Source organism: Vibrio sp. MEBiC08052 (genome assembly GCF_001506075.1).
Classification (GTDB): domain Bacteria; phylum Pseudomonadota; class Gammaproteobacteria; order Enterobacterales; family Vibrionaceae; genus Vibrio.
The window spans coordinates 3,265,416-3,279,777 of record NZ_KQ947475.1 but is presented as its reverse complement, the minus strand read 5'-3'; the positions used below and the strand labels follow the sequence as shown (position 1 = coordinate 3,279,777).

2 protein-coding genes are annotated in these 14,362 nt (G+C 41.8%); both read left to right on the top strand.

The genetic code is table 11. The annotated features are described in order from the left end of the window. Positions 1–208 precede the first annotated feature (208 nt). Positions 209–7,714 carry a non-ribosomal peptide synthetase gene (locus tag VRK_RS14100; RefSeq protein WP_082671398.1) on the top strand — a complete coding sequence of 2,502 codons (7,506 nt, stop codon included), beginning with the start codon at positions 209–211 and terminating at the stop codon, positions 7,712–7,714. After that, positions 7,711–14,343: a type I polyketide synthase gene (locus tag VRK_RS14095; RefSeq protein ID WP_059121955.1), complete on the top strand. Its 6,633-nt coding sequence runs from the start codon at positions 7,711–7,713 to the stop codon at positions 14,341–14,343. The genes VRK_RS14100 and VRK_RS14095 overlap by 4 nt, the downstream gene beginning before the upstream one ends. Positions 14,344–14,362: the final 19 nt, after the last annotated feature.

Genomic DNA, 14,362 nt, shown 5'->3' with positions numbered 1-14,362 from the left:
AAATAGTTATTAATAAATTGACTAAAATATTATTAAACGCAATGACTATTTTTCCTGTTGACTATTTATGTTTACGTGTATTAGCATAACTTTTAATAAAAATTGAACGATTATCTTTTGTGTATTTTAATCACCTAAAGATAATTGACATAATAATAAATTGTAAAGTCAGACTAGGTGATTCATCACCATCAAAGGATAAAGTGTAATGAATTCTTCTTTTCAAGAGAGGATGATGCTATCTATTCGAAAGCATCGATTTGTTCTAGATGAAGCTATTTTCTACGAAAATGAATTGTCATCGGATAATATAATAAGAATATATGTTGTTCTAGATAACGGCCATTCTACACTTGTTTGTCGAGAAAAAATATTATCAGATCTTTATTGTATTGATGGTTTTAAAAATACAATGTGGGATATATACTTTGTCTCAAATATTCCTGTTGTTGATGGAATTGTTGATTTTGATAAATTGCTTTCCCAATCTATATTAGCGAATGAAATTCCAGATATAGAAAGTAGCAATATACTACCATCTTCTGAAATTGCTGATATACGATTCGTATTAAAAGAGCATGTCAATCCAAGTCGTCGAGTACACTTGTCTGATATTTTTTTACACCAGTACCTATCTAATGATTATGATAATATTCAGATAGATTCTGCAGAATATACTGATTCTGATTCGAGTGAATACTATAAGAATATTGTTCGGGAAAGACCTAAAGCAATTAGTTGTGGCGGGGATTTGCCGGAATTTAACCACTCAGCTCGTACAATGAGTGAAGCTTTACTCACTACAGCAAAAATGTATCCAAATCGTGCTATCACATGTATTGATGAATCTGGTCAGGTAGTAAGATTAACTTATCAAATGTTGTTAGCTGAGGCTCAAAAAGTTTTAGCAGGTCTTTCATCATCTGGGATCAAATCCGGTGATATAGTCATTCTTCAGATAAAGAAACTTGATACTTACTTCCCGGTATTATGGGGATGTATTTTAGCTGGTGTTCACCCTATTACTGTTGCTGTTCCTCCGGTCTATCATCCAGATCAAAATATTGTAAAGAAGCTATTTAATATTTGGAGCCTGTTAGATAAACCTGTTGTTATAACTACTCCTGACTATTATACAGAGGTAGCAGAGCTATCATTAGTGATGGCAATGGAAGGGCTGCGTGTTTTTTCAAGTGACAATCTGATTAAAAATGGCAGTTCTGATGTATATGCTGAAAGAACACCAAGAGATATTGTTTTTTTGCAGCTTAGTTCGGGAAGTACTGGTATATCTAAGTGTATTCCAGAGACAAGTCGATCAATTATTAGCCATGCTCAGGGTGAGCAGATCTATAATGGAGTCTGTGATAAAAATATCACGTTGAATTGGTTACCTATGGACCATGTAGTTCCTTTGCTAACCTGCCATTTAAAAGATGTATATCTAGGTTGTGAGCAACTGCATGTTGATACCGGATATATTTTATCTGATCCTTTAAGATGGCTTGATTTGATTGATACATATCGAGTGACACATACTTGGGCTCCCAATTTCGGTTTTCGTTTAGTGAGTGAGCAATTATCCGAAGGAACATCGAAACATTGGGATCTTTCTTCTATTCAGTATTTTATGAATGCAGGGGAGCAGGCTACGCTCTCTGTTATTAAAGCATTTATTGACGCTGTTACACCATTTGGGGTTAAACCCCACTCGATGCAACCAGCTTTTGGTATGGCAGAATCATCAACTTGTATTACCTATCAAAATAATTTTGATGTTGATACAGGAATATATCAGGTTCAACCGGATAAGCTGTTCCCACATATACTGCATTCATACTCAGGATCTGGAGAAGAACATTTTTCCTTTGTATCTTTAGGGAAGCCGGTTCCCGGAGTTGAGATACGTATTGCAGATGAAAATAATGAGACGCTTCCAGAAGGGGTTATCGGAAATTTACATATTCGAGGGGCAGTCGTAACTAGCGGTTATATTCGAAATGATGTGGCTAATACAGAGGCACTTGTCGGTGATGGTTGGTTTAATTCAGGAGACTTAGGTTTTATTAAAGATAAAAACTTAGTATTAACTGGCCGTAAGAAAGAACAAGTAATCGTTAATGGTGCAAATTATTATTGCTATGATATTGAAGATATTGTGTCTTCTGTTTCTGGTGTCTTATCTGGTTATGTTGCATCTTTTGGAGCAAGAAATGCCCAGACAGAAACACATTCGTTAATTATTTGTTTTGTCCTATCTGATGAATCTGTTTTGGACGATTTTTCTATACTATGCCCTATTATTGATGAAATTCGTAGCTGTTTGGCTCGTCAGATTGGATTAAGCCCTGAATTTATTATCCCAATGGCTAAAGATCATTTTCCTAGAACAACTAGTGGTAAAATTCAACGGACGATGATTTGTAATCAATTCATCCAAGGGAAATTTGATCTCTTGCTTAAAGAAATTGATTTATATAGCAATAATGCCAATACTATTCCAGATTATTTTTTCAGTCAGACATGGAGTGTTCGAAATGATTGCTCGGTGATATCAGATAGTGATACTCAGCCAGTCGTTGTTTTTGCTGACACTTATGGTTTAGGTGATGAATTATCTTATCAGCTAAGAAAATCAGGTATTGTATCAATAATCGTTGAGCCCGGGGATCAATATAATATGGTCTCTGAGGAGCATTATACATTAGATCCCCAGGATCCCTGTCAGATAGAATCTTTATTTCACACACTCAGGCAAAAGAATCAATTTCCATCTTCTGTTATTTGTCTGTGGAATTATAGGCTGAATAATATTGTTGATGAGCATTTGAATTTTTCAGGTAATCTTCAGACTATTTTTCATCTTTTATCTCTGGCTAATATTCTGGGCAAAGTGACAGGAGAAGATGAGCAGATCCATCTTATGGTTGTTGGCAGTCAGATGTATTCTGTTCTCTCCGGTGATACTGTTGACTGGCGGTTAGGGGCGTTACCGGGATATCTTAGAACACTACCTCAGGAAAATCCTTGTATATCATGTCGTTATGTTGACCTTGAACCTCGTTCATCATTGGAACGGATTGACGCTACCGTCTTAGCTCAAGAATTAAGAATAATTTCATCAGCGACTGAAGTGGCTTATAGACATGGAAAGCGATGGGTTCCACAGTTGTCAAAAGTTCTTTTCCCACAACAAGAAACCGAACTATTTTCCTCTCCTTTTCAGCAGCATGGATGTTATGTGCTTACCGGAGGTTTGGGAGGAATCGGTTTCTTGGTTGCCAGACATTTGTTGCAACATTACCAAGCTCACTTGCTTTTGATTGGTCGTGACTTAACGTCAGATAAGTCAGAGAAATTGAAAATGCTACAAAGTTTACAGGGTGATGTACTGTACGAAAGTGCAGATGTTTGTAATCTTGAAGCAATCAGAGCGGCAGTAGAAAAAACAGAGTCTAGATGGGGACAATCATTGAATGGTGCTATTCATCTTGCTGGCCATTATTCAGAAAGAAAAATTGCCAATGAAAAGATTGAATCGGCGCTATTGAACATGGCTCCAAAAGTTCAGGGGGCTTGGGTTTTACACCAAATATTAAGTGCTCGGGAAAATACATTCTGCTTGTATATGTCTTCAGTCATTGGTCTGTTTGGAGGAGTAGACGTTGGAACATATGCAGCGGCTAACGCTTTTCTGGGAAGTTTCACTCAGTACCAAAATAGTTGTACATCTGTGAGGGCCTACTGCTTTGACTGGAGCATGTGGAACAATGTTGGTATGAATACTGGCTATAAGTTTAAGGATTTATTTCTTGCGAAAGGTTATTTCTTGATCCCCCCACGTCAGGCTTTATTTGCTATGGAAGCAGCATTGCAAACTGGTCCGGGCCGGATTGTCATTGGCCTTGATAAAGAGAATAGAAATATTTCTGCTCGTCTGGATCAGTATCCGGTTTCTTCTGAGAGTTGGTATGGGTATTATGTTTTACGTGATCAGGACGTTCCATTGCCTGACAAACTGATAAAACAATATAAAACCGACTATGGTATTGCTGGCTTTATTGAATTAGATGAATTTCCACTGACTGACTCGAAGGAAATTGATTATCGTGCATTAGCACTCTACCGGGAAGAACAAAAAGAATATGTTAAACCTGCGAATGACCTTGAATTCAAAATTGCAGAGATTTGGCAAAAAATATTACAAATAGAAGATGTTAGTGTATGTAGTACATTTTTTGAGTTAGGTGGAAACTCACTTTTAGCAATGAAGCTCATTGAGCGGTTGAGTGCTTTTACCGGACATCCCTTGATGTTGAATCAATTATTTGATTATCCGACAATCAGAGAATTTTCAGAGTGGATTGCGACGCTTGAAATTCAGGAAAACCTTTATGAGAGCATGTTACTTTCAGGCGCTGAACAAGATCGCTACAAGGCATTTCCATTAACAGATATGCAGCAAGCATATTTTGTCGGACGGCAAAATGTATTTTCTCTGGGAGGAGTGTCATTACACTGGTATGTTGAAATTGAATGCAGCTCATTAGATGTTTCCCGCTTTAATCAAGCATGTAATTCGGTTATCCGTCGTCATGAAGCACTACGAACAGTGATTGTTGAAGATGATCAGCAGTGTGTTCTTGAACATGTACCGACATGGGAAATACCGATAGTGGATTATTCACATCTACAAGATGTTCAAGTTGATAAATGCTTATCTGAAATTCGGGAAGAAATGTCTCATCAGATTATTGATCTAAAAAAATGGCCAATGTTTGATGTTAGACTCTCGGTACTTTCTCCGGAAAAACAAAGACTACATATTAGTATCGATGGACAATTTTTAGACACGAGAAGCTTTCAGATTATCTTGCATGATTTACTGGTTCAATATCAGCAACCAGCGGATAACGATGTATTGGAGCCGTTTGCGTTTTCATTTCGTGATTATGTCCAATGGCAAGAAAACCGACGTCAGGTTCAGGGACAACAACAGTCATTGAACTATTGGCGAGAAAAGATAAAGACGTTAGCGCCGGCCCCTGATTTACCATTGGCAAAACAGCCGAATCAATTGACACAACATCAGACCCGAATTCTTCACCGGAATCTTGCGGTTGATCTGTTGAATAGTATTGAGTCTCAATCACAGGAATATGGTTTAACCTCCGCAGCTGTCTGGTTGACTGCTTATACGACAATATTGGAACGATGGAGTCATTCTCCTCGCTTTACCATCAATGTGCCCGTTTTGAATCGCCCATCTGTACATGATCAGATACATGATGTTGCCGGGTTGTTTTCGACATTTGTTCCTGTGGAAGTTGATTACTCAACTGAAATGACTTTTGTTGAAAAGGTAAAAGATATTCAGTACCGACTTGCTGAAGCGATGGCACATACTGATGTTTCCGGTGTTGAGATATTAAGGGAAATTTTTCAGCAGCAGTCTCATATCTCAGATAATCTGATGCCGGTTGTTTTTACATGTTTCCCCACGGGGCTGAGCTCATGGGATAAGACGCTTAGCAAGCGTATGAAATCCGTATTAGGGGAGCCGGTCTATGTTGCCAATCAAACGCCTCAGGTCTGGCTGGATTATTTAGTGACCCAGGAAGAAGACTGCGTTCATGTTAGCTGGGTTGTTACGGACGGTCTTTTCCCTGAAGGTATGATTGAGGATATGTTTGATGCTCATTATCAACTTTTGTGTCAGTTGGGCACGATGAGTGAAGCATGGCATTGGTTGCCTCAGTCAAGCTGTCGTTTACCCGAAAAACAAATGGCTGTTCGTCAGCAGAGTAACAACACCGCAACGTCATTTCCTACTCATATGCTGCATGAGTTGTTTGATGGTCAGGCGGAAAGTCAGCCGGAAAGTATCGCTCTGATAGGTGGTGGAAAACGATTCAGTTATCAGGAGGTATTTCATCTTAGTAACCATATCGGTCATCTATTGAGATTGCATGGTATCCAGCCAAACCAGCTGGTTGCAGTCGTTATGAAAAAAGGCTGGGAGCAGATAGTTGCAATTCTGGGGATCTTAAAGTCAGGTGGTGCATATTTGCCCATAGATGCTTCATTACCAGAGGAAAGGCAACATTACTTGCTGGAAAATGCAGATGTAAGTATCGTGCTCACACAGGAAGAATTTGAATATTCATTACGGTGGCCTGAATCTGTTCGAGTTGTTCGTATTAACGATGATATGAAATCTGACGCTTCAGGAAGTGATAAATTGCCTGTTGTACAGTCATGGAATGATCTGGCATATGTCATCTTTACATCGGGATCTACAGGTCAGCCTAAAGGAGTCATGATCGATCATCTCGGGGTTACGAATACGGTGTTAGATATTAATCAGCGCTATCGTGTAACAAACAATGATCGTACGCTTGCAATCTCCTCGCTTAGTTTTGATTTATCTGTCTATGATGTCTTTGGTGTACTGGCTGCTGGTGGCACAGTTATCGTACCTGATGCGGATAAACTACGTGATCCGGAACATTGGTTTGATCTAATCGAGCGGGAGCGGGTCAGTGTATGGAACACGGTTCCGGCATTGATGCAAATGCTTGTTGATTATGCTGAAGAATGTCATGGACGTCTTCCTGAATCACTTCGTATTGTTCTGATGAGTGGGGATTGGATTCCTGTAAGTTTGCCGGAACGCATCTGGACGTTGGGGCAGAAAATTGAGGTTAATAGTCTGGGTGGGGCGACAGAAGCCTCAATCTGGTCAATACACTATCCTATACGGAATGTGGATCCTCAGTGGAAAAGTATTCCATATGGACAGCCCTTGCTTAATCAGACCTATCATGTCTTGGATCATCATCTGGCTGAAAAGCCGGATTTTGTAACCGGGGACTTGTATATCGGTGGTATTGGTCTTGCCCGGGGATACTGGAAAAATCAGGAAAAGAGTCGGGAAAGTTTTATTCTTCACCCAGACACGAAAGAACGCCTGTATCGGACCGGTGACCGAGGTTGTTATTTGCCTGACGGAAATATTCTTTTTCAGGGACGAGAAGATTATCAGGTCAAAATTCAGGGATACCGAATCGAGCTGGGAGAAATCGAGAGTGTTCTAAAAGAATGTGAATCTGCTCAGGATGCTGTGGTTATTGTGATTGAACCTCGGAAGGGGAGTCGCCAACTCGCTGCGATTGTCCAGAAAGAAGGGGGAAAAGAGCTCACAAGTCAGATAATATCTGAAGTATTAGAGAAAAAATTACCGGAATATATGGTGCCTTCAGCCATTGTTGTGGTTTCGAAAATGCCGTTGACATCTAACGGTAAAGTTGACCGGAATGCTTTGGAAAAATTGGCCTGTGAAGCTTATGAACAAAGACAGAACTCACAATCTTCAGTGCCTGTGTCAGATTTAGAAGCAACCTTGGCAAGTGGACTGCAAGATATTTTATCGGTTCCTTCTGTTGATTTAGAAAGTAGCTTTTTCTCGCTTGGTGCGACTTCTGTGGATGTTGTAGCATTTTACCGCAAACTGAAACAGTCGCTGTCATGTGAACTGTCTACTTCAGATCTCTTTAAATACACATCTATCCGTAAACTTGCTGACTTTATTGTATCGAAAGATTCTAAGAATCTTGATTTATCAGTTGCGAAATCTCGTGCCAGTAAAGCTCGACAGTCATCCACCAATGCCCGTTCCCGCAGAAAAAGTCGGTTGGAGAATTACGAACTATGAAAGAATTAACACCGGAAGAGTTACAAAGTATTGCTGTTATTGGAATTGGTTGTCGTTTCCCCGGTGCAGATAGTCCTCAGCAGTTTTGGGATAACATGGCTGCCGGTTTGAGTGGAATGGGAGCGTTATCTGAGGACTATTTACAAAATAAAGGTGTTACAAAAGCCGAAATATCTGATGAAAACTATGTAAGAACATCAGGGATTCTTAATGGTGTCGAGTTTTTTGATGCTCAGTTTTTCAAAATGCCGCCTTCTGATGTTCGGGTAACTGATCCGCAGCAAAGACTATTATTGGAGTGTGCATATGAGGCAATGGAAGATGCCGGTTATGCCTCTGAACCGGAGGGTTGCCCGGTAGCTGTTTATGCCAGTGTTGGACTGAATACGTATTTCATCAATAATCTACACAGTGATTTTGTCCGGTCGGATTCGATCGAATATTTAAAATTACTGGTCGGGAATGATAAAGATTATGCAGCAACGATGATTTCTCACCAGCTTAATCTGACGGGACCGAGTGTTAGTGTCAATACGGCTTGTTCTAGTTCTCTTGTTGCGATACATATGGCATGTCGGGCACTATTATCCTATGAGTGTGATATGGCTCTGGCTGGTGGGGCGAAGATTATTGTTCCCCATGGTGTTGGTTATCGATATGTAGAAGGCGGCATATTTTCTCCAGACGGACAGATTCGGGCATTTGATGCTGATGCTCAGGGACCTGCTCCTGGAAATGGGGTTGGGGTCGTTTTGCTGAAACGACTGGAAGATGCACTTGCTGATAAAGATCCTATCTATGCAGTTATTCGTGGTTCTGCCGTCAATAATGATGGTGGAGACAAAATGTCTTTTACGGCACCGAGTCAGGCTGGGCAATCAGCAGTAATTGCTGAAGCATTAGCCATTGCTAATGTATCGGCGGAGACAATAGGTTATGTCGAAGCGCATGGCACGGGTACTGCTTTGGGTGATCCCATTGAGATTTCAGCACTAAGTGATGTTTATACTCAGGATTCTACGAAAAAAAACTATTGTGCTATTAGTTCGGTGAAAACTAATCTGGGGCATTTAGATGTTGCTGCCGGTGTGGCAGGTTTCATTAAAGCTGTAGGCTCACTTTATCGTCAGCAATTATTTCCCAGCCTGAATTTTGAGCGGCCAAATCCTCAAATTGACTTTGATAATTCTCCTTTTTATGTCAACACCCAGTGTCAGCCGTGGATTAGCAATAATGTCAGACGTGCAGCTGTGAGTGCTTTCGGCTTCGGTGGAACGAACGCTCATTTAATTCTGGAGCAGGCTAAGCTTCCTCTGAGAAATGAAATGCACGTAGAGACTAAAGAGGACATCTATCCTCTGTGTTTGTCTGCAAAAACTCCCGATGCATTGCGTGATCTTGTTCGGTCTTATCACAATTTTTTGCAGAATTCTCCGGAAGTTTGTTTGGCTGATCTTTGTTATACGGCTTCTGTAGGTAGAAATCACTATCAATATCGGGCTGGTTTTACTGCCAGAAATCATTGTGAACTGGAAATCGGATTGTGTGACTTTCTGAAGAAAAAAAGTCAGCCGATATGGGCACCCTCTGGAGTGATGGCTTGGTCTTTTACCGGACAGGGGGCACAGTACCCGGGGATGGGGGAACAACTTTACCGGCAATATTCCGTTTTCAGAAAAGCCATTGATCAATGCGCTTCTCTACTGGAAGCATACTGGAGTGTCCCACTTACCTCTGTTTTGTGGGGAGAACAGAGTACGCTTCTTTCCCAGACTCAGTATACTCAGCCTGCTATATTTGCCTTTGAATATGCGTTGGCACAACTTTGGCGAACATGGACCGGTTTACCTGCCTGTGTCCTTGGACACAGTATCGGAGAATATGCTGCGGCCTGTATTGCCGGCATTTTCTCGCTTGATGATGCAATTAAGATGCTTGTTGCCCGAGGGCAACTGATGGAAGAACTGACCCTATCTGGCAAAATGCTGGCGGTTTTTACATCGGAGGCATTAGTACAGAAACTATTGGCTCAGTTTGAGCAAACATTGTCCATCGCCACAATCAATGGTCCGGAACATGTTACGATTTCAGGTACAGCTGAATGTATTGATGATTTTATAAATATTTTGCATGAACATGCCGTTGACTACCGTCCTTTAGACGTTTCCAGAGCTTTCCACTCCACCCTAATGCAGCCGATGTTGAGCGAATTTGAGCGAGTCATTAGTACGGTGACATTTCACTCCCCCCAATTAAAGATGATATCTACTGTTACCGGGCAAAGTGAAAGAGAGCTCTTTTGCGATAAACAGTATTGGGTTAATCAGATCGAACAATGTGTACAGTTTGAAATGGCGGTACATACACTCCATCGAGAAGGAACACAGCTTTGTCTTGAAATCGGGCCTGTGGATATTTTAAATAAACTTGCACAGCGATGTGTTCCTGATGGTGTTCAGTGGCTGACCTCAATTGCATTTCGATATCAGGAACATCATCTGCTTGAAGTACTGACTCGTCTGTATACATTGGGAATAAATATCCACTGGTGTTCTGTATATGCTGAAAACCAATTGCAACGTGTTCATTTGCCGACTTATGCTTTCCAGAGACAAAGGTATTGGGTTGACGCTGACATCAAAGCAAAATCCGTTCTTCCGGAACCGATAGATTCATCTTCGCATTCTTCACCTTTACATCCACTGTTGGGGCGTCCATTCTCTTCTCCGTTGCTTGAGAAAGACACTTTCTTGTTTGAATCTCAGGTTTCAGCGGATATGCCGGATTTTCTATCCGATCATGTCCTTCATGGTCAGGTCTTTATGCCGGCCAGTGCAATGATAGAGATGATCTTAGAGGCATCGGTTCAGGTGACTGGCAGCACATCTTTGAGTCTTCTTCAGCTAAGTATTTATCAACCACTTCAATTACCAAGAGACGGGGCTGTAACCCTGCAGGTTTCCTTGGTTAAAACAAATGAAGGATATACGGCAAAAGTATTTTCTTTCGAGCTGGGAAGTCGCCGTATCGGAGCCAGTGCTCTGCTACATGCGGAATGTCAGGTTATTGCTGATGAAAACAATCGTATAGCTGATGCCGGATTTACCGGATTATCTCAACGATGTACGGAAGAGGTTAGTGTTAGTGAGCTGTATGATATTCTAAAACAGCAAGGTATTGAATTTGGTCACTCCTTCCGGTTATTACAAACAGTGCGACGGTCTGCAGATGAAGCGTTCGCGACAGTTGAACTACCTGAACATATGCAATCGCAAATAGAACAGTATTCTCTCCACCCCGCACTCATTGATGCTTGTTTTCAGACACTGAGTGCATTGGATTTGGGGGGGAATGCTGATGAAACTTTCCTCTTTCAGGGATTTGAATCGATGCATTACCATTCGGGGAAAGTGAGTAAATTAAATTGTGCAGTCCGTATAAGAACCGGGGTAAGTACTTCTCCGGGTTTACGTGTGGCCGATATTCTGATCATGGATTCAGAGCAACAGGCCGTTGCTTCTGTTCTGGGGGTTAAAATTCGGATTGTTCCGAAACATTTGCTGCAAAACAATACCGTTATAGAGGATCAATTGCCTCTTTATAATGTTCAGTGGCAATACAAGCCCCGCAGTTTTGTACGGGCCCGGTTGGAATATTTACCCAGTATTGAAGAACTGATGGCAGAGGTCATACATCAGGATAAGTCTCAGAATAAAACAAGTATCGAAAGTTATTTTGAGCAGCTTAAGTCTGTTGAATCTATGAGTATCGTATATGTTCTGAAAGCACTGCTGAAACTGGGATGGGTGTGGCAGGCAGGAGAATCGTTTACAACAGAGCAATGTGTCCAAAAATTGGGTGTTATTCCTAAATACCAACGGCTTATGGCCCGTATTCTTGCAATGTTAACTGAAGTGGGTTTTCTGGTTCAGAGTGAGTCGCATCTTTGGCATGTGGTGTCTTTGCCGGAAGACGATGAAGAAGTGATTACGAATCGGGTGTTGGATTCGGTGACTGCTGAGCTGAACATCCTGCACCGTTGCGGTCCGGTATTGGATCAAGTGCTGATAGGCGCTGCTGAGCCTTTGGATGTGTTATTTCCCGATGGGGATGTTACCGATGTCAACCAAGTTTATGAGCATACACCGTTAGCTCAGAGAATGAACCAATTGGTGACTCAAACAGTCATTCATGTTTTAGATACATTTCCTCTTGATCAGGAAGCCAGTATTCTGGAAATTGGTGCCGGAACCGGTGGTACAACGGCAGCTCTTCTGCCTTCTTTACAGAAACATTCAGTACATTATGATTTTACTGATATCTCGCCGTTGTTTGTCGAAAATGCTAAAGAGCGTTTCAGTGCCTATGATTTTGTCAGTTATCAGACACTAAATATTGAAAGTGATCTGGCCGAGCAGGGTTTTTCCGAACACCAGTATGACATGATCATTGCTTCTAACGTGTTACATGCTACGCGGGAGATGCATTTGACTATGGCTCAGGTCCACCGGCTTTTGAAGCCAGGGGGAATTCTCGTAATGCGTGAGGTGATTAAGCCTCAGCGCTGGGGCGATCTTAGTTTTGGCCTGACCGACGGATGGTGGCATTTCACTGATATAGATTTACGCCCGGATTATCCTCTTTTATCGGGTAAACAATGGCAATGTCTGTTGCAAGATAATCACCTGACGAATACACACGTTTACCAGCTTGACGAAGCCAGTGCCGAAGCTTTGATTGTTACTTCCCGGGAGCCGGATATTGAAGTTGTTCCGTCGGCTCATTGGCTGATTTTTGCTGATCATCAGGGTGTAGGTGAATCTATGATGAGATTGTTGACAGCTCGTGGTGATCAGGTGACCCGTGTTACGCAAGGGGATGACTTTGTGAAGACCGATGACGGTCACTTCATACTCAATCCATCGGTAGCGCAGCATTACGACATGTTGAGCCAGCATGTTCCTGTTTCCCGGATTACTTATGTCGTCCATCTGTGGAATCTGGATTTATTGACAAATCATGATTCGCTGGGAACTTTCACGAAGCAAGTCTCTACAACTTGTGCGAGTGTTCATGCTCTTGAAACATTACTTTCCGCAATGGCAGAAAGTACCTCCTCCGGTAAAGCTTGGGTGGTTACCCGCGGTGCTCAGCAAGTTAGTTATGAGGGCGCTGATGGATTTACTCAATCACTTGCTTGGGGGATAGGAAAAACGCTTTCAGTTGAGTACCCGGATTATTGGGGTGGATTAATTGATTTAGATTCTCACCGGGAAGAAGGTATTAATAATGATGCTGAAGCATCATGCTTATGGCGAGAGATCACGGCAAACGATGGCGAAGAACAATTGGCTTTTCGTGGCCGTTCACGCATGGTTGCCCGGCTCACTTCTTTAACATCTGATACCGAAAAACAAGCGCAGAAATTCTCTTTTGACTCAGAAGCTAGTTATCTGATAACCGGAGGTCTTGGTAAGCTCGGTTTGAGTGCAGCGACTTGGATGATTGAACAAGGTGCAAAACACCTGATTTTAGTTGGTCGAAATTCTCCGTCACAGCAGGCAGAAGCGGCTCTGGAAGAACTTCGGGTAAAAGGATGCAACATATACCTTAGTCAGACGGATGTTACAGACAGAGAATCGATGACGTGGTTATTTACATCTCTGAAACAGACAATGCCGGAAATTAAAGGCGTTATCCATGCAGCCGGAATTTCCGGAGGAGTAACACAACGATTTGATATCAATGGCTTGGATGAAGTCTTACAGCCTAAAGTAGCTGGTGCCTGGTATCTTCATGAACTCACGAAAGAGATGCCTTTGGATTTCTTCATTTTGTATTCATCGATGGTCTCTGTATGGGGAGCATCCGGACAGGCTCATTATTCGGCTGCAAACGCTTTCTTGGGAGCATTCGGAGCATTCCGCCGACAGCAGAACCTTGCGGCGTTAACAGTCTATTGGGGGCCATGGAAAGACACGCTGGGTCACCATGAACAGGAAATGGCAGAGAAATCCGGAGCACGTTTACTTCGCTCTGATGCGTCGTTAAATAAAATGTTCTCTCTGATCGAACAAGATATAAGTCATGGGATCATTGTTGATATTGACTGGGAAAAATTTAAAGCGGTGTATCAGTCACGAAAAGCCCGCCCACTTTTTACCAATATTGTCACTGATACGTCAGTCGCTTCACCGTCGAATGCATTAGTGCCTGATGATAATTTGCAACAGATCCTTGCTGAACTTCCTCCTCAGGAACGTTTACCTCGACTGACGACATTCATTTGCAAGGAAATACTGGATGTTCTCGGCTTGCCACCAGAAGATATTGTAAACCCAGAGCAAGGGTTCTTTGATATGGGGATGGATTCCCTGCTCATTATCGATTTACGGAAGCGATTGTCTCGTCAACTGGAAGGCAGCATTGCAGCACAAGTGATGTTTGATTATCCATCTGTTTCCCGGCTGGCTGAGTTTATTTTGTCATCATTGCTTCAACTGGAAAGTCAGGCACCGACAGTCTCAGGGCAACAGTCTATCAATGCGATACAGAATGAATCGGATAACTACGAAGATTTATCGTCAGATGAACTGATGGCTCTATTGGAAGATAGTCTGACTGACTGAAAATAATTATATAAAAAAG

Bases quoted from the DNA above. Each gene is read 5' to 3' on its own strand.
- VRK_RS14095 (WP_059121955.1), top strand. From the start codon at position 7,711: ATGAAAGAATTAACACCGGAAGAGTTACAAAGTATTGCTGTTATTGGA.
- VRK_RS14100 (WP_082671398.1), top strand. From the start codon at position 209: ATGAATTCTTCTTTTCAAGAGAGGATGATGCTATCTATTCGAAAGCAT.